This window comes from Pseudoalteromonas sp. 2CM28B (assembly GCF_023161935.1).
On sequence record NZ_JALNTH010000001.1, the window covers coordinates 534944 to 557085 of the forward strand.

Consider the following 22142-nt stretch of genomic DNA (forward strand, 5'->3'; position numbering starts at 1 on the left):
AGTCGATTGGTATTAAGCCGCTTAGCGCAAGCGGTTTAACCATAACAGCTTTCTGCGGCCCATTTGAGCGACCTGCTTTTGATCTAACTCTAAATGGCTAAGTGCTTCGTCGGTTATATCTACAATATCACCCACCCCAGATACTGCCCACAGAGCTTCTTCTATGTCTTTTGCTTTGTGCATTGCATATTGGCTTACATATTTAAGTTCGTTTGATAGGTAGTTTGTATCTGGGCGACCCGTTCGCGATAAGTACAAGCGCATAACAAATACCAGCTCAGATTTAACGCCTGCGCTAATTTGCTCACTAAAGCTTGAATAGTTTTCGCCTAGTACGCATTGGCTCGTCACAGCCTTTTCAATGTTATCTTGTTTAGGGTCAAAATTAATTGCGAGTGTAAATGGCAAAGGCGGGTCTTGTCGGCTACGATCTTTAATGCTTGGGGTGATCACATCAATAATTTGTTGCTGCGTTAAAATATGGCTTAGGTCAGTTTTATTATTTAATAAGCCAAAATTTTGTAAAATCACGTGAATTGGGCTGGCATATAAACCAAAACCTATGGCACCTGGAATAAAGTGGCTTGCTTCTTTATGTAAATAAAGCGGGAATTGGCACACACTTTTGGTCACCATATTTCTCAGTGCGGTAGAAAGGCCTTCTATTTTAGGGGCTTCTTCAGACACTTTTAATTTATCTTTATTACTTTGAATTAATTGGGTAAAAAAGTTAACCCCTGCATGTGGTAAGTCAGCAACTCTGTTGGCTTTTAAATTAATGGTCGTTAACGACTTACTAATTGCCATCACTTCGTATTTAAGCTCACTTAAATTATGCTTTTTAGTTATTTTTTGTAAATCGGGGAAAGACAGTAAAACAATATCACCTTTTTTAAAGCTAACCGGCGAGTCTGACTCTAATTGCAAGCCCATAACCGAAAAATCCCGAGTATGAGCCTGATACTGCTTATCCTCAAACGTAAGCTCGGCAGGTGTTTTATATAAGTATCGTTTGTGAGAGCGTAAATTTACATACTCTAGTGGCACAATATCTAAATAAGGAGGCTTATTATGCTTAGCGTGGCCAAAATGTTTAAGCTGGTTAACTAACGCCCTATCGTAGGGCTGCTTCTTATAATGCGCTTGTTCTTCACTGTTGCCAATGGCGGTTAAAACCGCAATATATTTTACATCTTTTATAAGGCCTGCCACTCTTGGAGAAGGTGGCTTATTAAGCTTTTCTATGTTTTTACCCGCCGAATTAGGCAACGATAATGGAATAAACGAATCATCAGGGTGGCTTGGCATAACTTGTAACTTAAAGCATTGCCAGCTGTCTTTTTGGCTACCAAACCCTAAAAACAGGTTTCTTAATTTAGGGTTGTTATTAAGCTCTGTACGCGTGGCTGAGTAGTAATAAATTTTTCCTGCAGAAACATGAGTAAACGTATATAAGTAATCTTCTTTTACTGCGTTTACTTGGGTAAGCATTTGGCTAATACGTTGATTATTTAAAATGCTATATAAGCAGGGCACTTTTCGTTCATCAGTAAAATAGCGCTGAATAAAAATATTATTTTCAGTGGTTAGGCTTAAACTAGGAACAATTTGTTCGCCTTTTTTACTTAAAAACACGTATAAAGAGGTAACGCGCGGAATATAATATTGCTCATAACCCTTTGAAACCACTGCATCTAGGGTGTTATCTAAGTTCACTTTATAGCGGCGTTTATTACCGTTTATAAAGCTATCTAAAAAATTATCGAATGCTTCATTTTTTTCTATAAAAGTACGCTTTAAACGAATGTGGTTATATTCACGAGATATGTTTTCAACTGCAACTACTTCATATTGAATGCCATTTTTAAGGCCTAGCTCAAAATCTTGCTCAAGCCCTACTAGCCGCATGGCAATTAGCTGCCCTTTTTTTATAATTTGGCGGGTAGGAAACTTAATTTTACAACCACTCAAAGAAATATCTGAGGTACTAGCGGCAATGTTTTTCTTATCGTTGTACTCAATTTTAACTTTAATCGAGTAGTTCATTCGCTCCTCAGAGCGGCTTTCATAAGAGGCAAATTTTATTACGCTGGTAGTCAGAGTGTCGTTTTCAACTTGTGTACCACTTTGCTCTTGTGCTTGTTTTTGTAGTACGCGATGGTTGTTTTCGGTATTCATTACCGCTTCGTATACCGCTAAAGTATAGCCGCCGTGTTGTTTTAAGGCTGCCTCAAATACTTCTATGGCGGTGTCATCCATAAAGTGTTGTTTACCATTGTGCTCATACGGGCGAACTTGGCCTGTTACTAAGCCTCGCAGGTCAACAAAACGGGCAACTGGCTGAGACAGGCGCGACATTTCCATTTTCATTAAAAACTGCTCAGGCTTTGTTAAACCTGCCGTTTTAGATTTGAAAATTAGGTCGAACTTTGCGTTACCTAAATAGGTTTTTAGCTCATTTACGAGGTCTTCGTGTTTGAGCAGTATGTCTTCAGCCATTTATAAATCGTCACCGTCTAATTGAAAAGTAGGTATACTGTAAAGTCCATTTATTTGAAAAATTCAATAAACGTAACATCGTGCTATGTTATTAATATAGGTACGATTTTTCGTGTAAGTACAGTTTAACTCTTGTTATTATGTGTTAAATGCCAATTTGTTGGCAAGTTACTTTAAAGTATTTAAAAGCAATAAGTATGCCCTAACTTAAAGTAAAAGAGAAAATTACATGTGTTTGTTTCTAATATAGATCCTTGAGTGGCTTTAGCAATGTAGCGCTGCTATGTCGTTCTCCCCATGATAAAATAAACAACTAAATGTATGCATTTTAAATTAAAGAATAGTAGGTAAGGTTATAAATGGCTAAGGCGGCAAAAGTAGAATTTGTTTGTACAGAGTGTGGTATGAACTACCAACGTTGGCAAGGTCAGTGTCGCTGTGGTGCGTGGAACACGTTGGCAGAATTTAAACCCTCTGCAGGGCAAAGTAAAAAAGCCGCTGCGCGAGCAACCGTTGGTGGTTATGCAGGTGGCATTGGTGGCGGCTCTAAAAAAATTGATGATGTAGCCACCACCGAGGCCGAAAAGCAGCTAACAGAAATAGGCGAGCTTGACCGTGTACTAAGCGGCGGCGTAACCACGGGCTCGGTTAATATTATATCGGGCGACCCAGGGGCAGGTAAAACAACGCTGTTATCTGATTTAGTAGCCAGAATGTCGCAGCGTATGCCATCACTTTACTGTACTGCTGAGGAGTCGTTGTCGCAGTTTAAAAACCGTGTAAACCGCTTAAAGCTTAACTATAACGCCGATGAGCTTTATTTACTTTCTGAAACTAGCGTAGAAACCATTATTGAAGAGCTTGATAAAAATAAAATTAAGTTTGCTGTTATCGACTCTATTCAAGCTGTTGTAACCGACACTGCAAATGGCAGTCCTGGTTCGCCTTCGCAAGTAAAAAGTGCCGCGCAAGCGCTCACTCAGTATTGTAAGCAAAACGATGTCACTATGTTTATTATTGCCCATGTTAATAAAAACAACGAAATTGCAGGGCCGCAAACATTAGTGCATATAGTGGATGCCTTATTGCATATTGACACGAATGATGGGCAGGTACGTACGCTTAGAGCTAACAAAAACCGTTTTGGTGATATTGATACCGTAGGCATTTTTAAAATGTGCGAACGCGGCATGCTAAGTGTTGATAACCCCAGCGAGATTTTTTTATCGGGATCAAGTACTGAATCACCAGGCTCTACTATTACGTGTATCCGAAAAGGTAACCGTAACTTATTGCTCGAAATACAATGTTTAACCACCGAAACCGAAGCCGAATTTCCGCAGCGTGTGTGCGTGGGTTTAAACATGAACCGAATAAAAATGCTCACTGGTATTTTACGCAAACACACCAAAACTAAAATATTTCACGATACGTTTTTTAATATTGTGGGCGGCTTACGAATCGATGAAACCGAAACCTGTATTGATTTAGCGTTAGTAACCGCGCTTTTAAGCAGCTTAAACGAGTTTGTTGTACCGCGTACAACCTGCATTATGGGAGAGCTTAGTTTAAACGGCGATGTGCGCCCAATCGACAGCGGTGTACCACGGGTTAAAGAAGCGGCACAGCATGGGTTTACTGAAATATTTATTCCGTTTCGTAATTACCATAAATCGATGGAAGGACTAGGGGCTAAAATTACGCCAGTAAAAACCGTGCACGAGTTACTGAGTTTAATTAATTAACGCTTACAGCGGCTGCTGTGCAATGTTACTCTTGAGCAAACACAATTTATATAAAGATCAGAATAAGGAAATAGCATGAAAAAACTCGTAATAGCCATAGCCATCGTTGCAGCCGGCGTAGGCGGTGTTAGCTACGCAAACTATGTAGCAACTCAAGAAGTACGTACCGAAGTAGACAAGCAGCTTGCTTTAGTGAGCGATCAAACCGGTGCAACATTTAAATACGCGGGTTTATCGGCAAGTGTTATTTCTCAAAGTGTTGAAATTACTAACATGGAAGTAATTAGCCCTGAAGGTGATAACGTAGCGCATATTCAAAGTATTGAAGTAACCGGTTACGAAACCGATAAAATATCGCCACATACATCGTTTACAGTAAAAAGCTTTCAGTTCGATAAAGACTTTGTAGCAAAACTACCTGCTGATACAAACGAAATGCTTGCCTCTGCAAGTTACGACTTAAGCTCATCGCTCGATTACGATGAACAATCTGGCGACAGTGACGTAGTTTTAAAACTAGATGCAAAAGATATTGCTAGTTTTAATATGGATGTAGGCCTTGCCAATTCTAAAGCATTAATGGACGCATCCCTTGCTATAAGCAAAGCGCAGCAAGAAGCAGGTGACACGCCGCTTACGTACGAGCAAGAGTTACAACAGCAAACCTTAGTTATGCAAGCTATGAGTAAGCTTGAGCCACGAAATATTAATTTAGTACTTAATAACCAAGGCAAATTAAAAGAGCTATTTGTGAGCGAGCTTGAAAAACAAGGTATGACGCTTGAGCAAATGCAAATGACGCTACAGCAACAGTTACAGCAAGCTCCCGTAACTGAAGAAATAGCACAGGCGCTGACTGATTTTGCCAAAGGTTTAAACTCATTAAGCATATCGGCAAAATTGCCTGAAGGTAAAACCATGATGGAAGTAAACCAGCAAATAATGATGTTAGCTGGCCAGCCTGAAGAGCTAGTTAAATTTGTTAATTTAGAAGTTAAAGGCGAGTAATTGCGAACAGCTCTTAGTAGCCAGTTTAATACAAAAAAGCCGTACTTGATTAATCAAGTACGGCTTTTATTATTTTAGCTGATAGCTTAGTGAAGAATACGCGCTCTAATTGTACCTTCTACTGCGCTTAGCTCTTTAAGTGCAACTTCTGACTGATCGGTATCTACGTCAATAACTACATAACCAATTGATTCATCAGTTTGTAAGTACTGAGCGGCAATGTTAATACCGTGCTGGGCAAATGCTTGGTTAATTTGCGTAAGTACGCCAGGGCGGTTGTGGTGTACGTGCAATAAGCGGCTACGGTTAGCAAGCTCTGGTAGCGAAACCTCAGGGAAGTTAACCGCTGTAATAGTTGAACCATTATCTGAGTATTTAGCTAATTTACCGGCTACTTCAATACCAATGTTTTCTTGCGCTTCTTGGGTTGAACCACCAATGTGCGGCGTTAAAATAACGTTGTCGAATTCACGCAGTGGCGATACAAATTCTTCTTCGTTAGATTTTGGCTCAACAGGGAATACATCAATAGCTGCGCCGCTTAGCTTTTTCTCGCTAAGTGCTTCGGCAAGTGCATCAATATCCACTACAGTACCGCGTGAAGCGTTAATTAGTATTGATCCTTGCTTCATTACGGCAAGTTCTGCTGTGCCAATTAGGTTTTTAGTTTGCGGTGTTTCTGGTACGTGTAAACTAATAATATCAGCGCGCTGTAAAAGCTGTGTTAGGTTATGAATTTGTGTTGCATTACCTAAAGAGAGCTTATCTTCAATGTCGTAATACTCTACGTTCATACCTATGTTTTCAGCCATAATACCAAGCTGGGTACCTATGTGGCCGTAACCAATAATCCCGAGCGTTTTACCGCGCGCTTCAAACGAGCCGGTTGCTGTTTTTAACCAGCCGCCACGGTGCGCTGCTGCATTACGCTCTGGAATACCACGTAATAGTAATAGTATTTCGCCAAGTACAAGTTCAGCCACTGAACGAGTGTTTGAAAACGGTGCATTAAATACTGCAATACCGCGCTCTCGAGCTGAGTTTAAGTCAACTTGGTTAGTACCAATACAAAAACAACCAATGGCTACTAGCTTTTCAGCTGAGTCTAAAACTGCTTGGTTAATATGAGTACGAGAACGAAGCCCTACAAAGTGCACATCTTTAATACGCTCTTTAAGTTCGTCCTCAGGTAGCGATGTTTTTACGTAGTCGATGTTGCTGTAACCATTACGTTTAAGCGTTTCTACTGCGCTTTGGTGAACACCTTCAAGCAAGAGAATTTTAATTTTGTCTTTTGCTAACGATACCTTACTCATAACCTCATCCTATTTAATTTGTGGCCCATTTTTAGTGCCGATAATCACTTTATCAGCGCCGCGCATCGCAAATAGGCCGTTGGTAACTACGCCAACAATTGAATTAATTTGTGTTTCAAGTTGTTTGGCATTACTAATACTTAAATTGTGTACATCTAAAATAACGTTACCGTTATCGGTTACTACGCCTTGGCGGTACACAGGGTCGCCACCAAGTTTTAATAATTCACGCGCTACGTAGCTGCGTGCCATGGGTATAACTTCTACCGGAAGCGGGAAGCCACCCAATGTATCTACTAATTTTGTGTCATCAACAATACAAACAAATTGTTTTGCAACGGCTGCGACTATTTTTTCGCGGGTAAGTGCTGCGCCGCCGCCTTTGATCATTTCGTTTTGGGCATTAATTTCATCTGCGCCGTCTACGTATACATCAAGAGCATCTACATCGTTTAGCTCAAACACTTCAATACCTAACGCGTGTAAACGCGCTGTTGAAGCCTCAGAGCTAGATACCGCACCCGTTATGGTGTCTTTTACTGTGCCTAGGGCATCAATAAAATGATTTACGGTAGAGCCTGTCCCCACACCAACAATGGTGTTTTCTTTTACAAACTCGAGTGCAGCCCACGCAGCTGCTTTTTTTAATTCGTCTTGCGTCATTGTTATGCTCATATTTCAAATGTGTAGTGGGTGTTTATTACCAGCGATAAATTTTATCGGGAGTAATAATGGTTTTAAGTGGAACATCCCACGATTCAATTGGCAGTGCATCTACTTTTTGGCAGCTGTGTGCTAAGCCTATAAGTTGTGGTTTTTGCCAATTGTAAGCGTGTAATTGCGCCAGTGTTTTATCGTAAAATCCACCCCCCATTCCTAATCGATTACCTTGATTATCAAATGCTACAAGTGGCATCAGTAAGTAATCTAAATCAGTTAATGGGCATATTTGAGAGCAGTTCAGCTTAGGCTCCAAGATACCATAGCGATTTGCCCTCATGGGTGAGTTTTTTTCATAGCGTTGAAACAGCAAAGCAGCCCCATTAAATGGGTGTATAACGGGTAAGTAAAGGGAGTGGCCTTGTTGCCATAACTCATTAATTAACAATGAGGTATCTAATTCTCCATCGTTACTAAAGTAAATGGCTATATGTTTTTTTGAGGCTGTTTTATCGCTATTTAGCTGTTGAGTAAAATTCAACTTTAGCTGTGCCGCGGCTTTTTCTTGCTGTTTTTTTGATAGATTATTGCGTAATTGGCGAATAGATTGGCGTATGTGTGTACGTTTATTGCTCATTGTAATTACGCACCTTTGATTAATTAGACACTAAATCAGGAAAAGCTAAGTAAACAGCAAGCACAATAAGTAGTAAAACGGCAGTGGCAATCAGTGAATATAACAAAGTATTGCTACGCGTTTTAACGGGTTCATCGAGCTGCTCGTCAAGCATTAGATCATCTTCTTGCCAGTCATCGCTTTCGTCTGTAGGGCTTTTTAGCTCATTGGTTGGAAGCCTTTGTTCTAGCTCTTCTAGTTTTTCTTCTAGGCGGATCAGGCTGCTCGTTATGTAATCAAGGGCATCAAAAATCCGTTCATCACGCTGACTAGCTGCGCTAGGGCTCTGAGTGGGCAACTCACCTGTGGCTTGTAACTTACTTTTAATGCCTAGGCTTGCCAGTAATTTGGCCTGCTTTAGGGCTTTGTCTTTATTGCTAGGTGCAAAGAGTGCTTTGCCATTAAAAAACTGAGTTACCTTATCTTCAGACGTTTTTAGCTTACTTGCTAAATTTACGCAGGCCGTTTTAGCCTCAGTGCCCTCGGCGAGTCCTACAAACATAACGCGAAAATTATTGGCCATTTACTTATCCCTTAAGCTTTTATTATGCAAAGAGTATATACCTAAAACCGTACGAAATTCGAGGGCTAGCTAATACCAATTTAATTCAAAATACGATTAGTTTAGCGTATTAAATAGCGCACTGACTGCGTTAAAATTATTTATATAAAATAACTGTACGCCGTAAATTCCTTTGTTATTGCACTATTTTTTGGGTGCTATGATAAACAACTAAATTAATGCAATTGATATAAAGCGCATAATTAGCCTTTGCTTTAGATATAAAAACGGCCCTTAAAAGGGCCGTTTATTATTTAATGCATTTTGGCTTAAAGGCCAGCAGCTGCGCGAAGTGCGTCTGCTTTATCTGTACGTTCCCATGGGAATTCGTCACGACCAAAGTGACCGTATGCCGCTGTTGGTTGGTAAATTGGGCGCTCTAAATCAAGCATTTGAATTAAGCCGTAAGGGCGTAGGTCAAAGTGCTCACGAATAAGCTCAATTAAACGACCTTCTTCAAGCTTGCTCGTACCAAAAGTTTCAACGCTGATAGAGGTCGGCTCTGCTACACCAATTGCGTAAGATACTTGTAGCTCACACTTATCAGCAAGGCCTGCAGCCACTACGTTTTTAGCTACGTAACGTGCAGCGTATGCAGCTGAGCGGTCAACTTTTGATGGATCTTTACCTGAGAAAGCACCACCACCGTGACGTGCCATACCACCGTATGTATCTACGATGATTTTACGACCTGTTAAACCACAGTCGCCCATAGGTCCGCCAATTACAAAACGACCCGTTGGGTTAATGAAAAATTTAGTCGCGCTTGTAATAAGCTCTGCAGGAAGTACCGGCTTAATGATGGTTTCCATCACGGCTTCTACTAAGTCATTTTGCGAAATTTCTTCAGCGTGCTGAGTAGAAAGCACAACTGCATCAATACCTACTGGCTTGCCGTTTTCGTATGCAAAAGTTACTTGAGATTTTGCATCTGGGCGTAACCAGTTAAGCTCGCCGCTTTTACGTACTTGCGCTTGGCGCTGTACTAAACGGTGTGAGTAAGTAATTGGCGCAGGCATTAGTACTTCTGTTTCGTTACATGCATAACCAAACATTAAGCCTTGGTCGCCAGCACCTTGTTCTTCTGGGCTAGTACGGTCAACACCTTGGTTAATATCAGGAGACTGCTTACCAATTGTGTTTAAAATTGCACACGAGTCTGCATCGAAACCCATGTCTGAATGCGTGTAGCCAATTTCACGTACTGTTTTACGTGTAATTTCTTCAATATCAACCCATGCGCTAGTGGTAATTTCACCACCAACCATAACCATACCGGTTTTTACGTAAGTTTCGCACGCAACACGGGCATGAGAGTCTTGCTCTAGGATAGCATCAAGTACCGCATCAGAGATTTGATCGGCGATTTTATCCGGATGACCTTCAGAAACAGATTCAGAAGTAAATAAATGTTTTGCCATTGTATTTCTGCTCACAAATATTGCGCTTCACAAACGTCGGTATTAGCGCTAAAAAATTAAGGGGCGTATTTTATCTAAAACAAAACACCTTGCATAGTGTTTTTACGCCTAGACGTCTAAATAAAATGAGTAATAACTTTTTGGTCTTAAAAAATATTCATAATAGCCCATTTTTATGGGGTTTTTAATTGCACACTGCACCCACATTAAGTAAGAATGGTTGCTATAACAGCTCTTAAGTTACTTAAGGGTATTAACGAACACATAAGTACCCGCGCAAATACACATAAAGGTAGGAGAATTCATGCCATCTCGCAAAGAACTTGCAAATGCTATTCGCGTCTTGTCAATGGACGCAGTACAAAAGGCCAAATCTGGCCACCCTGGAGCCCCTATGGGCATGGCCGATATCGCAGAAGTATTATGGCGCGATTATCTAAAGCATAATCCAACTAATCCAGAGTGGGCTGACCGTGACAGATTTATTCTTTCAAATGGCCACGGTTCAATGCTTATCTATTCTCTATTGCACCTAACTGGTTACGACTTACCACTTGATGAAATTAAAAACTTCCGTCAAATGCATTCTAAAACGCCAGGCCACCCTGAGTACGGTTATGCACCGGGAATTGAAACTACTACGGGCCCGCTAGGTCAGGGGATCACAAACGCGGTAGGTATGGCGATTGCTGAAAAAGCGCTTGCTGCACAATTTAACCGTGAAGGCCACGACATTGTTGATCACTACACGTATGCATTTATGGGTGATGGTTGTTTAATGGAAGGTATTTCTCATGAAGCATGTTCACTTGCTGGCACATTAGGCCTTGGCAAGTTAGTAGCTTTTTGGGATGACAACGGTATTTCAATCGATGGTGAAGTTGAAGGTTGGTTTAGCGACGATACACCAGCACGTTTTAAAGCGTACGGCTGGCATGTAATAAGTGACGTTGATGGCCACGACAGCGATGCTGTTAGTGCTGCAATAGCAGAGGCTCAAAGTGTTACCGACAAACCATCACTAATTTGTTGTAAAACAGTGATTGGTTACGGTTCACCTAATAAATCTGGTAGCCACGATTGTCACGGCGCGCCATTAGGTGATGACGAAATTACAGCGTCTCGCGAATTTTTAGGCTGGTCTGGCGGTGCATTTGAAATCCCTGATGATATTTACGCACAGTGGGATAGCAAAGAAAAAGGTCAACAGCTCGAATCTAGCTGGGACGAAAAATTTGCAGCATACGCAAAGGCATTCCCAAAGCTTGCAGCTGAATATAAGCGCCGTATTAATAACGAACTTCCAGGCGATTGGGCTGAAAAATCTCAAGCGTACATAGAGCAATTACAAGCAAACCCTGCAAACCCTGCATCTCGTAAAGCGTCGCAAAATGCATTAAATGCATTTGGCCCGTTATTACCAGAATTCATGGGTGGCTCAGCCGATTTAGCTGGATCAAACTTAACAATTTGGGATGGCTCTAAAGGGCTAACTGCAGACGATGCAAGCGGTAACTACGTTTACTACGGTGTACGTGAGTTTGGTATGTCGGCAATTATGAATGGTATTGCCCTTCATAAAGGCTTTATTCCTTACGGGGCAACGTTCTTAATGTTTGTTGAATACGCAAAAAATGCGGTACGTATGGCTGCACTAATGAAGCAACCAAGCATTTTTGTATACACGCACGATTCAATCGGCCTAGGTGAAGACGGTCCAACTCACCAACCGGTAGAGCAAATTGCGAGCATGCGTTTAACGCCAAACTTATACAACTGGCGCCCGTGTGACCAAGTTGAGTCGGCAATTGCATGGCAACAAGCTATTGAGCGTAAAGACGGTCCTACGTCACTTATCTTTACTCGCCAAGGCCTTGAGCAACAAGCGCGTGACGCTCAGCAATTAGCAGATGTTAAAAAGGGTGGTTACATCCTTAGCTGTGACGGCGAGCCAGAGCTAATTATTATTGCAACAGGTTCTGAGGTGCAACTAGCACAAGACTCTGCAACAGAGCTACGCAGCCAAGGTAAAAAGGTACGTGTTGTATCTATGCCATGTACTGATGTATTTGAAGAGCAAAGCGCACAGTACAAAGAAAGCGTACTACCGGCAGCCGTTACACGCCGCGTAGCAGTAGAAGCAGGTATTGCTGATTACTGGTACAAGTACGTGGGCCTAAATGGCGTAGTAGTAGGTATGACTACCTTTGGTGAGTCGGCCCCTGCTGGTGAGCTGTTTGAGTACTTTGGCTTTACAGTAGAGAACATTGTAAATAAAGCAAACGCGTTGTTTTAACCGTTAGCTTTAATATTTAAAAGCCCGCCCTGTGTAAAACAGGGCGGGCTTTTTTGTTTGCTGACTGAGTTATAAAGCGGTGTATTAGCCTTAAGCAACTTCAATCACACTGTTTGAAATACGTAGTACTTTCTTAGTTTAAAGCCTTTTGAGTTTTAATTTCAGATGAGTAATTTTCACAGCGCTTTTCTTGCAAGGCTATGACCTATCAGGCAAGGTGGTGGCCGATTAAATAAAATAATACAACAGGAGTGAGGATGTCTCAGTTTGAAAATGTAAGCGTAATTAAAAAAGCGAACGTGTATTTTGACGGTAAAGTATCAAGCCGTACCGTGGTATTTAACGATGGCACAACCAAAACGCTAGGTTTTATGCAACCAGGTGAATTTGTATTTGATACCAGTAAAAAAGAACTCATGGAGCTGTTAGGCGGCCAGTGGGACATTTTACTACCTGGCGAAACGCAGTGGAAAACATTTATCGCAGGCGAATCATTTAACGTTGATGCCAATGTTAGCTTTAAAGTAAAAGTGAGTGATTTTGCTGACTATTGCTGTTCGTACACAGACTAAACGCTAAAGGCTAGACGTCTGAAAGCCCATATTCTATGGGCTTTGCATAAACTTTGCACAACTTATAATTTAAATCAGTTTAAGTAACAAATTAATTTCAAAAATCAGTGCTTTTTCCTTGTGTTAATCTAAATAGCCCCCAATACTATTTATGAGGTAACAAATAAAAGGATACCCTATGAAAATTAATCTTTCTGGTCACCATGTAGACGTTACTAACTCTATTAGAGAGCATATCAACGAAAAGTTTTCAAAAATCGAGAGCCACTTTCCATCACTTATCGCACTCGACATTATATTGTCTAAAGAGCATCACAAAATCCAAGCAGAAATTAGCACAAATTACGAAGGTGCGCGTATATCGGTAAAAGGGGAAAACGAAGTTATGTACCCGGCGATTGCAAGCGCAGCTAAAAAACTCGATGCAGCTCTAAAACATCGAAAAGGGCAAATAAAAGCAAATTTACACGAAAAGCCTGTAAGCACAACGCCAGAAATAGCGCACGAAATCATCCAAGAGATGGAGCTAAAATAAGATTTAGTCCCAAAGTACTATAAAAAAGAGCCATACGGCTCTTTTTTATTGCCTTTAATTTAGGTAAGTTATGCAGCCTTCGGTGTTATTAATTATGAAAATTAATAACCAGAGCGAATAACACACATAATTTGAGAAATTAATGCAGCAAATACACACTTCTTGGAAATCTCGATTGGGCGCACTAGGCCCTGGTATCTTAATGGCAACCGCAGCAATTGGCGGCTCTCACTTAGTTGCATCTACTCAAGCTGGCGCGCTATTTGGCTGGCAACTGTTTTGGCTAATTCTCGTTGTTAACGTATTAAAGTACCCGTTTTTTCGCTTTGGTATGGAATACACCCTAGCAACCAAAAACAGTTTAGTAGAAGGCTATAAAAATAAAGGCCCTGTCTATTTTTATAGTTTTATTGGCTTAAATATACTGGCCGCCATAGTTAATACTGCAGGGGTGCTATTACTGACTGCAAGCTTGCTGCATTATGCACTGCCTTTAGTGATAGAAGTCACGCTACTGTGTTGGATATTATTGGCCGTGTGTTTAGCTATTTTATTACTTGGGCACTTTAAAGCGCTCGACAGCGTTGCTAAAGGCATTATGGGGCTATTAACGTTAGCTACTGTTATTGCGCTGCTTATCGCGTTTAGTAATGGCCCAATGGCTCCTGCTGATTATATTGGCCCATCACCTTACGAGTTGGCTATGCTGAGCTTTATGGTCGCGTTAATGGGCTGGATGCCAGCACCCATAGAAATATCAGCCCTTAGTTCGCTATGGCTTAAAGAAAAACAAACTCAGCAAACGGTTACTAAAAGCCAAGGCTTATTCGATTTTAACGTAGGCTATTGGCTAACAGCCTGTTTAGCATTGGTATTTTTTAGCTTAGGTGTGCTGGTGCAATATGGGCAAAGCAGCAGTATTGAGCTTGGCGGTGTTGCCTTTGCTAAACAGCTTATTGATATGTATGCACTGACTATTGGCGAGTGGGCAAGGCCGCTTGTATCAGCCATTGCTTTTTTATGTATGTTTGGCACTACACTCACCGTGCTTGATGGCTACGCCCGTACACTTAACGAGTCACATAAATTACTTGGTTTTAAGCAATCTAAACACAGTTTAAATATTTGGTTAGTACTGCAGGCCTTTGCCGGTATGGCCGTTATTTTATTTTTTAAATCGGCCCTGGGGCCAATGCTTACCTTTGCCATGACACTTGCTTTTGTGACTACCCCCGTTTTTGCATGGCTTAACTTTAGCCTAGTGCGCTCAGAGCCTGCCATTAAACACAGCGTACTATTGCGCAGCTTAACCTGGTTAGGCTTAGTGTACTTAGTTGGTTTTGCTGTTGCGTTTGTGGTTTGGAAGTTAGTCTAGACACTGTATTTTAAATAAATTTAAAGTGTTTCTATTTTTGGGTTCTTTTATGTATGCTTAAAAATAACTAGTTTTAGTTAGCCCTTACAATTTGGATGGATAGGGTATTTAATTAGTACTGAATATTTAGTCGCTGTTCTTAAATAGCCTTATTTAGCTAAATTACATAACTTAAATGGAATTAATTTGTATAGTTCAAGTAAACGAGCACTTAAGCTAACTTGTGTGTTGGTAAGTTTTTTGTTTTCAGCACTTTTGTATGCTACTCCACCAGCTAATACGCAACAAGCTTTATTCCACTGTAAGGCGATAGATTTTGACCCCACCACTGCATCGCCAGAGTTTGAACACTGGTACCCAATAAAAGGTATTACCAATGCTGGTAGTGTATTGATCAGAGGTCAGCTAACAAGTTTTGATGCGGCGATGCAATACCATAATCTTTTATTAGACCAATCACTGCACAAAGAGATATTAAGTGGTCCAAACTATAATGATGTAGTACAACGATGTACAGAGTATGTTGAAAGCCACAATTCTTTTATAGAAGAGCAAGGTACTTGTGATATTACACTAGATGGAAAAACCATTAATGGAACTGTCAATACTATCGCAGGAGAATTTCGAGATCCACCAGACGGCAGGCCTGCAACAGTTCAAGAACTTCTTAATGGGGCCAAAGGTTATATATTTGAATATGGTTTTACATATCAAAAAATATATTGGCAAAGAGCCGCATGTACCCAGCCTGGTTATGGAACGGGGGCTCCTGTATATATTTACCCTCTGCCATTTATTATTACTTATGATGCAAATGAAGAAAAAGATTGTGATGATGGTTGCCCACAAGATAATGGCGTAGATGCTTTCTCAGGGCAGATAAATAACTCAATACCTGCATTACCACAAAAAGAATCAATTAATTACAATGCTGGAGTGTTTCATGCTCTACAAGATTATTTTCCACTTGATTTTACTTATTCAACCAATAGAACTACCGAAACTGAAAATATAACTGATGTAAGTGGCCAATGGGTTAACCAACTTGATATACGAATGAATACAGGATTTGTATCGCCATACAAAGATGAAAATTGGCAAGCAGTAAATTTTCTTAAAGAAGTAAGTAACATACAAATTTGGCGAAAAGGAAAGCTATCATCGTCATTTGATTACTACTATTACGACATAAATAACCCACAATGGGTTAGCCGCGTTGGTAAATATCAAGAAAAGTTAACTGGCGGGCAACAACATAATACTGAAAATTCTGATTTTATTTTAAGTAAAGCCAACTTAGACAAAGAATACTTTAGTAAAGGGCAACTCACTAAAATAAAAAAAGCGGATGGTACGGTCGTAAAAATAAATCACTTATCCAAGGTTACCTCTACTTTTAGTGTTTCTAAGGGGCCTGTGCCCAGCGTTCAAGGTAGTATTACTACCATATACGATGATACCGGTTACTTTTACGGTGTTACTCTGGGTAATTCATTGTTTAGGCATCGTTTTGATAATAATAAACGGCTACTGTATATAGAAAAACCTAAAAATAAAAAGGGTGTCCACCCAAGAATTAATTACCATTATGATGATGAACGTAATTCAAGTTTATTAACCTCTGTAACCAATGAATTAGGCAAAACAACATTAACGTATAAATACGATGATAAAGGCCGTGTAGTCGAAACTTCAGACGGCAGCGATTATGGTATTACGAGTGTTAACTATAAAAATGATAACCAAAGAGAAGTCACAGGCAAAACTGGTAAAGTTGAACTGTTTGACTTTGTGATGGGCAAAATAGCAAAAGTAGAATGCTTAACTTGCTTAAATGAATCGGTTAAAACTCAAATTATTGATTTTGATAAACAGTATGTTGATGTAAATGGTACGGTCACGTTACAAGAAAAGGATTATGGTACAGGGCTTTTATCATCAGTCACAGTGGATGCAGAAGGCCTAGAGCCTGACATAACAGAGTATTCTTGGAAGTATAAAAAACCTTTGCTAAGTGGAATTAATAATAATGGTATTTATACGCGTTTTAATTATGATGAAAATGACTGGCTAACAGAAAAGTCAATTGGGAATCGTCGAACAACGCAATACGAATATAATGAGTACGGTAATATCACTAAAGTCGATGGCCCAAGAGTCGATGTTAGCGATATTACCCTGCTAACCTATAACGACCAAGGTTTAGTGACTGAAATAAAAAATGCATTATATCAACCGCAGTTAGTTGTCTCAGCGTATGATGATATGGGCCGTATTACACAGTATAAAGAGTTAGATAACCACAGTGTGAATATGAGCTATACAAACACTGGGCAAGTGTCTTTATGGGATAATGGTATAACCCAACTTAACTACGACTATTATTTAAATGACCAATTAAAATCTGTGACAGACAATCAGGGTATCACCTCAAGTTATACCTATGATGATAATCAAAATTTAAACACGATAGCAGTCAATGCGACGAATAAAATTAAGTATCAGCGAGATAGCGCAGGGCGTGTGATTGCCACCCAACTTATCAATGAAAATAATACCGTTGTTTACAATCAAAGCAATCGTTACGATGTAGACGGAAATCTTGCCTCGGTGTCTGACTTTGGTGTTGAAAACACATTTACCTACGATGCCAAAGGCAACGCCCTCACTAATTTAGATGCGAACCAGCAAGCAATCAATTATCAGTATGATGGCTTAAACCGGTTAACTCAAACACAAGACCAAAATGGCTATACCACACTGTACGATTACACTATAACAGGCAAGTTAGCTGCGGTGACAGACGCAACAGGCAAGGTAACACAGTACACCTACAATGATATTGACGAGCTAATTACACGTACCAGCCCTGATTCAGGTATAACGCATTACGAATACGATGAGGCCGGTAACCTGATAAGCTCTACCGATGCGCGTAATATCACAGTAAACATTGAATACGATGCGCTTAATCGCCCTATTGCTATTCGATATCCAACTCCTCACGAGCAAGTGCTGTTTACGTATGACGAAGCAACAGGCAGTAATAATGGCACAGGTCATCTAACGTCGGTTACTGAGCACAGCGGTACTACTGGCTTTAAATATAATCAATTTGCTCAATTAACCGAAACAAGCTGGTCTAATAATCAAGTTCAATTTGCGTTAGGGTTTGATTATGGAAATAGTGACCGATTACAACGTTTGCATTACCCAAGTGGTAATAGTGTTAGCTACAGTTACGATACGCTGGGGAATATTCAATCAGTTGAGTTAACTACAACAAGAGGGGTAACGCAAATAGCGTCGGGCATACAGTATTTACCATTTGGACCGATGACATCAGCCGAATTAGGTAATGGGCTTACATTACAAAAAACGTTCGATACAGCGTACCGTGTGACCAGCCAGCAAGTAACAGGGTTGAATCATATAAATTATATTTATGATTTAGTTGGCAATATTTCAGATATTACGGACCAAGAGCAACCGCAATTGAGTCGTCATTATACATACACTCATGTCGGGCAGCTTGCCCTAGACAGCTGGGCTGCGCGTGAATTTGAATACGACGGCATAGGAAATCGTTTAACGCATACACAAGGCGACACACCCAATGTAAATTATGTTTATGCTGATACAGAGCACAGATTATTAGCCGTAAACACTCAAACCCCGTTATTGTTTACCTATGATGCACGAGGAAATGCCATTAGCCGTGGAGAAATGACGCTGAACTATAATGACGCAAACCGGATAGAGTCGGCCGCCAACAATGGGTCAACTACGCACTATAAGTACAACTATAAAGGGTTAAGGGTTCAAAAAACAGTTGCAGGTAACAACCGCTATTATTTTTATGATGAAAATGGTTTATTAATCAGTGAGGCTAATAGCAGTGGGCAAATAGCCAAAGAATACGTTTATCTACAGGGTGAGCCATTGGCAATGGTAAAAGCAGGCGCTATTTATTATTTTCATAACTCGCACTTAGGCGCCCCACAACGGCTCACCGATGAATATAAACAAACAGTATGGCAAGCCCAGTATAATGCCTTTGGTACAACGCAGATAATTACTCAACAAGCAGTCGCTGAGCAAGTAACGAATAATCTTCGTTTTCCGGGGCAGTACTTTGATGCAGAAACAGGGCTTTATTACAACTGGCACAGATACTACGACCCAGAGATTGGTCGGTACTTACAATCAGATCCGATAGGATTAGCTGGTGGTATCAATACCTATGGGTATGTTGATGGGAACCCAATAAATGCAATAGACCCGATGGGATTGTCTAAATTGACTATATTTCAAGACGGTAAAGTTATTTCTCTGGATAACCCCACGGCAACACAGTTAGTGAATACATTGAAAAACCTACCGAATTCTTCTGTGACCAATTTCCAAATTGCTGGTCATGGAAATAATTTTTCTCAGTGTATTTCTGCTGGAACGGGCTGTTCAGATTTTATCAATGAAAACTTAAATATAGTTGGCAGTGGAAAAAGGTTGGGCAATTTGGCTGACTTGCTTAAGGATAAGCTATCTTCAAATGGTGAGGTAAACCTTGAAGGGTGCAATAATGCATCTGGTGGTGACAATATTACGAAAAGATTAAGTGATGTTCTTCCAGAGGTTCCTGTAACAGGAGGAGATGGTTATCAACTTGGATATGAAAATCATTGGCTGTTTGGTAATAGTGCAAGCTCTTTTGGGTTTAAAAGAACATACTTAAATGGACAATAAGGTGATAATAATGAAAAAAGCCTATAAAAAATATATTTTTATTATTGTTATTTTATTAACTTTGATCTATCTGCTTGCACCACAATCATTTTGCAGTGAAGGAATAGGTGAAGATAATAATTCCTCAGAAGGACAAAGCAATTTAGCTTGCCTTTTGAAATAATTAAAATGCGGCCTAGATTTAAAGCCTTTTACAAGCTCTTTCTTGTACCGTAAATGTGATAAAAAAGATAATGTGGCAGAGTAAAGGCTTACCGATGAATATAAACAAACAGTATGGTAAGCCCAGTATAATGTATTTGGTACAACCCAGATAATTACTCAACAAGCAGTCGCTGATCAAGTAACGAATAATATTCGTTTTCCGGGGCAGTACTTTGAGGCAGAAACAGGGCTTTATTACAACTGGCACAGATACTACGACCCAGAGATTGGTCGGTACTTACAATCAGATCCGATAGGATTAGCGGGCGGTATCAATACCTATGGGTATGTTGGTGGGAACCCAGTTAGTTATGTCGATGCGAATGGTTTAAGAGGTGTTGCCATGAGGCCTGTTAATTATCGACCTGTAAATAGAGCAACGCAATACAACGAAAATCATATTAAAAATATAGATGCTAGAACAAAAATGTTATCAGGACTCTTTTCTGACATCACTAAACTACAAAGATTATATACAGCAGATGGTGTTAGGTATGCATCGCCAAAGGTCTGTGTTTGCCAATCAACAGTTCAATTTTTTAGTGATAAATTGCCAATAACAATTTTTGGTTCTGACGAATGTACTGAATGGGACCGAGATGGTGATGGTGCTTATGATTTTACAGGTAAAGCTATTCCAAATTGTAGATGTTACTAATTATTTTTACTATCTGGTCACAAAGGGAAGTTATGAAAATTGCATTTATATTAATAACATCATTAATTTTTATCGGGTTATATATACTAGTCTGCCTTAAGATTTTTTATGGAAATTCACAAGGAATTATATATATACAGGATGAAGTTTCATTTGGGAGTGTTACCTTTTTGGGAGTGTTTATTTTAATGACAATAATGTTATGGATTGTATGTAACTATTTAATTGATGCATATACTAAAAGGAAGAAGCCATGAGTTTTTTAATGTCACTAAGGTCTACAAAAATTTACTTTTTTTAGCTGTTTTTTTTAATTCCATTTACTTTAGCCTACCTTATATCAGCCCTTTTTTATACAGCAATGAGGTTTTGAGTTTAATGACATATACAGGATATTCATCACTTTTCCCATCAGAGTACCTGAATTACCTTGCGATAATTTACTTTTTTTCTTATAGCGCAACACTCATTGGTTTAATGTTCTATAAGAAATGGTCTGAGATACTTTTTTTTGTATTCGTCATTTTTAATATTTTATTAGGCTCTGCTATTTTTGGGATTAGTGTTGCAAGTGTTTTAGAAGCGGGTGTTGCCTATGTATTAAGCCTAATAGAAGGAGCTTTGGTTTGCCTTTTACTTTTTTCTGATATTTCGAAAAAATTTAAAAGAGTTTAAACCTATTGGGGTTGCTCTATTTTCATAACTCGCACTTAGGCGCCCTACAAAGGCTCACCGATGAATATAAACAAACAGTATGACAAGCCCAGTATAATGCATTTGGTACAACGCAGGTAATTAATGAACAAATAACGAATAATCTTCGTTTTCCAGGGCAGTACTTTGATGCAGAAACAGGGCTTTACTACAACTGGCACAGATACTACGACCCAGAGATTGGTCGATATATTCAAAGTGACCCAATAGGATTAGCGGGTGGTATCAATACCTATGGGTATGTTGAGGGGAATCCGGTCATGAGATATGACCCAAATGGAAAAGAGTTTCTAAATTTCGTTTTTTGTGAATTTTCAGTGGCAAGCGCAGCCCTATATAGTGATGTTGGCACATTGTTAGATTCTGTTGATATTGCAGCGGTAAATTTGTCACATATGGATGATTTGATTGATGAAGAAATTACACAGTGCAAAGCCAGCGAGCATGAAAAGCTAGCTGAATTGTTAAGAATTAAAGCGAGCATTGCGAAGCAACAGTCAAGTTTGGCAGATGGAAATTTTGGTAATACAAATATATATTTTAGCGGTGCTATGTCAGTTATAGCTGCTGGGACTTGTGGGATTTTGCTTTTTACACCTTTATAATCAATGAGGTAAAACATGACAATTAATAAGTTCATATTGATAACAATAACAGTAATTTGGCAGGGGACTCTTTTTTTACTTGTTGGTCGGCTTTATCGAATATGGCTTTTAAAAGATAAACTGCCTGAATTGTTTGATTCTTCCTCTTTATCTAATTTGATGGAAAAGTCAAAAGATATAGATACTATCACTCTTATTCTTAAGTTTAAGCAACAGGAAAAGGATACTTTACAGCAGTTGTTTATGAATCAACTTAATGCACAAATTGAAATTATGCTTCTACTTTTAGGTGGGATCTTGTTGGGTATAACTGTGCATGTATGGTTTCATATTAGAAACAGGGAGCCATATAAGTAATTTTTCTTATTCGGAAAGTAAAATAAACTAAAACTATAATTTAGCTATTAGAAGGTTTTAGTCTTATTGATGATACTACGACCCAGAAATTGGTCGGTATATTCAAAGTGACCCAATGAATCGCCCCGTGTTTGCCAGAGACTCAATAACTTGAGAAACTGGAACTATGAAAAAATCAAATCGCTATACATCA

General features: G+C 39.6%; 17 protein-coding genes and 2 pseudogenes. 13 read left to right on the forward strand and 6 right to left on the reverse strand.

Going from position 1 to position 22142, the window contains the following annotated elements:
* Positions 1 to 21: 21 nt before the first annotated feature.
* Positions 22 to 2499, reverse strand: a complete 2478-nt coding sequence (locus tag MTN96_RS02440; RefSeq protein WP_248530645.1) for a PilZ domain-containing protein — start codon at positions 2497 to 2499, stop codon at positions 22 to 24.
* A gap of 359 nt (positions 2500 to 2858) precedes the next feature.
* On the opposite strand from MTN96_RS02440, the gene radA reads away from it, so the two are divergent.
* Both radA and MTN96_RS02450 read left to right on the forward strand, forming a co-directional pair.
* A complete protein-coding gene (radA, locus tag MTN96_RS02445; RefSeq protein ID WP_004586161.1) occupies positions 2859 to 4244 on the forward strand; it encodes a DNA repair protein RadA in 1386 nt (461 codons plus the stop codon).
* A 75-nt stretch (positions 4245 to 4319) separates the two neighbouring features.
* The gene (locus MTN96_RS02450; protein ID WP_029774278.1) at positions 4320 to 5252 is read left to right on the forward strand and encodes a hypothetical protein; all 933 of its coding nucleotides are present in this window, start codon (positions 4320 to 4322) and stop codon (positions 5250 to 5252) included.
* An 86-nt stretch (positions 5253 to 5338) separates the two neighbouring features.
* Here MTN96_RS02450 and serA read toward each other — a convergent pair whose 3' ends face one another.
* The 5 genes from serA to metK all read right to left on the reverse strand — a co-directional run bounded on the left by serA (position 5339) and on the right by metK (position 9887).
* Positions 5339 to 6568 carry a phosphoglycerate dehydrogenase gene (gene serA / locus MTN96_RS02455; RefSeq protein ID WP_004586164.1) on the reverse strand — a complete coding sequence of 410 codons (1230 nt, stop codon included), beginning with the start codon at positions 6566 to 6568 and terminating at the stop codon, positions 5339 to 5341.
* Positions 6569 to 6577: 9 nt separating this feature from the next.
* A complete protein-coding gene (gene rpiA / locus MTN96_RS02460) occupies positions 6578 to 7231 on the reverse strand; it encodes a ribose-5-phosphate isomerase RpiA (RefSeq protein ID WP_248530646.1) in 654 nt (217 codons plus the stop codon).
* Between the two features lie 37 nt (positions 7232 to 7268).
* Positions 7269 to 7865 carry a 5-formyltetrahydrofolate cyclo-ligase gene (locus MTN96_RS02465; protein WP_248530647.1) on the reverse strand — a complete coding sequence of 199 codons (597 nt, stop codon included), beginning with the start codon at positions 7863 to 7865 and terminating at the stop codon, positions 7269 to 7271.
* A 19-nt stretch (positions 7866 to 7884) separates the two neighbouring features.
* Positions 7885 to 8427, reverse strand: a complete 543-nt coding sequence (locus tag MTN96_RS02470; protein ID WP_248530648.1) for a hypothetical protein — start codon at positions 8425 to 8427, stop codon at positions 7885 to 7887.
* Positions 8428 to 8735: 308 nt separating this feature from the next.
* Positions 8736 to 9887 carry a methionine adenosyltransferase gene (gene metK / locus MTN96_RS02475; RefSeq protein WP_004586168.1) on the reverse strand — a complete coding sequence of 384 codons (1152 nt, stop codon included), beginning with the start codon at positions 9885 to 9887 and terminating at the stop codon, positions 8736 to 8738.
* Positions 9888 to 10191: 304 nt separating this feature from the next.
* Between metK and tkt the strand changes: the two genes are divergently transcribed.
* The 11 genes and pseudogenes from tkt (at position 10192) to MTN96_RS02535 (ending at position 21949) form a co-directional block, all read left to right on the forward strand.
* Positions 10192 to 12183, forward strand: coding sequence for a transketolase (tkt, locus tag MTN96_RS02480; RefSeq protein ID WP_248530649.1), 1992 nt, complete (start codon positions 10192 to 10194; stop codon positions 12181 to 12183).
* Between the two features lie 257 nt (positions 12184 to 12440).
* On the forward strand, positions 12441 to 12755 hold the full coding sequence (locus MTN96_RS02485) for a pyrimidine/purine nucleoside phosphorylase (RefSeq protein WP_024033130.1): 315 nt from the start codon (positions 12441 to 12443) through the stop codon (positions 12753 to 12755).
* 178 nt (positions 12756 to 12933) lie between these two features.
* Positions 12934 to 13290 (forward strand): ribosome hibernation-promoting factor, HPF/YfiA family, encoded by a 357-nt coding sequence (gene hpf / locus MTN96_RS02490; protein ID WP_024033129.1) that lies wholly within the window; start codon positions 12934 to 12936, stop codon positions 13288 to 13290.
* Positions 13291 to 13432: 142 nt separating this feature from the next.
* Positions 13433 to 14665, forward strand: coding sequence for an NRAMP family divalent metal transporter (locus MTN96_RS02495; RefSeq protein ID WP_248530650.1), 1233 nt, complete (start codon positions 13433 to 13435; stop codon positions 14663 to 14665).
* A 240-nt stretch (positions 14666 to 14905) separates the two neighbouring features.
* Complete coding sequence (locus MTN96_RS02500) at positions 14906 to 19411, forward strand: RHS repeat-associated core domain-containing protein (protein WP_248530651.1); 4506 nt, start codon at positions 14906 to 14908, stop codon at positions 19409 to 19411.
* Positions 19412 to 19421: 10 nt separating this feature from the next.
* Positions 19422 to 19574 (forward strand): hypothetical protein, encoded by a 153-nt coding sequence (locus tag MTN96_RS02505; RefSeq protein WP_248530652.1) that lies wholly within the window; start codon positions 19422 to 19424, stop codon positions 19572 to 19574.
* A gap of 138 nt (positions 19575 to 19712) precedes the next feature.
* Positions 19713 to 19934, forward strand: a pseudogene (locus tag MTN96_RS37235) (RHS repeat-associated core domain-containing protein); the annotation flags it as partial.
* 24 nt (positions 19935 to 19958) lie between these two features.
* Entirely contained in the window at positions 19959 to 20273 is a 315-nt protein-coding gene (locus MTN96_RS02515; RefSeq protein ID WP_248451898.1) for a hypothetical protein, read from the forward strand.
* Between the two features lie 378 nt (positions 20274 to 20651).
* Positions 20652 to 20948, forward strand: a complete 297-nt coding sequence (locus MTN96_RS02520) for a hypothetical protein (protein WP_248451899.1) — start codon at positions 20652 to 20654, stop codon at positions 20946 to 20948.
* 104 nt (positions 20949 to 21052) lie between these two features.
* Positions 21053 to 21592: pseudogene (locus MTN96_RS36955) on the forward strand (RHS repeat-associated core domain-containing protein); the annotation flags it as partial.
* A gap of 15 nt (positions 21593 to 21607) precedes the next feature.
* Positions 21608 to 21949, forward strand: a complete 342-nt coding sequence (locus tag MTN96_RS02535; protein WP_248451901.1) for a hypothetical protein — start codon at positions 21608 to 21610, stop codon at positions 21947 to 21949.
* The last annotated feature ends 193 nt before the right edge of the window (positions 21950 to 22142 follow it).

Excerpts from the sequence above, each read along its gene's own strand:
- MTN96_RS02440 (WP_248530645.1), bottom strand. The coding sequence starts at position 2,499 with ATGGCTGAAGACATACTGCTCAAACACGAAGACCTCGTAAATGAGCTA.
- radA (WP_004586161.1), top strand. The coding sequence starts at position 2,859 with ATGGCTAAGGCGGCAAAAGTAGAATTTGTTTGTACAGAGTGTGGTATG.
- MTN96_RS02450 (WP_029774278.1), top strand. The coding sequence starts at position 4,320 with ATGAAAAAACTCGTAATAGCCATAGCCATCGTTGCAGCCGGCGTAGGC.
- serA (WP_004586164.1), bottom strand. The coding sequence starts at position 6,568 with ATGAGTAAGGTATCGTTAGCAAAAGACAAAATTAAAATTCTCTTGCTT.
- rpiA (WP_248530646.1), bottom strand. The coding sequence starts at position 7,231 with ATGACGCAAGACGAATTAAAAAAAGCAGCTGCGTGGGCTGCACTCGAG.
- MTN96_RS02465 (WP_248530647.1), bottom strand. The coding sequence starts at position 7,865 with ATGAGCAATAAACGTACACACATACGCCAATCTATTCGCCAATTACGC.
- MTN96_RS02470 (WP_248530648.1), bottom strand. The coding sequence starts at position 8,427 with ATGGCCAATAATTTTCGCGTTATGTTTGTAGGACTCGCCGAGGGCACT.
- metK (WP_004586168.1), bottom strand. The coding sequence starts at position 9,887 with ATGGCAAAACATTTATTTACTTCTGAATCTGTTTCTGAAGGTCATCCG.
- tkt (WP_248530649.1), top strand. The coding sequence starts at position 10,192 with ATGCCATCTCGCAAAGAACTTGCAAATGCTATTCGCGTCTTGTCAATG.
- MTN96_RS02485 (WP_024033130.1), top strand. The coding sequence starts at position 12,441 with ATGTCTCAGTTTGAAAATGTAAGCGTAATTAAAAAAGCGAACGTGTAT.
- hpf (WP_024033129.1), top strand. The coding sequence starts at position 12,934 with ATGAAAATTAATCTTTCTGGTCACCATGTAGACGTTACTAACTCTATT.
- MTN96_RS02495 (WP_248530650.1), top strand. The coding sequence starts at position 13,433 with ATGCAGCAAATACACACTTCTTGGAAATCTCGATTGGGCGCACTAGGC.
- MTN96_RS02505 (WP_248530652.1), top strand. The coding sequence starts at position 19,422 with ATGAAAAAAGCCTATAAAAAATATATTTTTATTATTGTTATTTTATTA.
- MTN96_RS02515 (WP_248451898.1), top strand. The coding sequence starts at position 19,959 with ATGAGGCCTGTTAATTATCGACCTGTAAATAGAGCAACGCAATACAAC.
- MTN96_RS02520 (WP_248451899.1), top strand. The coding sequence starts at position 20,652 with ATGACATATACAGGATATTCATCACTTTTCCCATCAGAGTACCTGAAT.
- MTN96_RS02535 (WP_248451901.1), top strand. The coding sequence starts at position 21,608 with ATGACAATTAATAAGTTCATATTGATAACAATAACAGTAATTTGGCAG.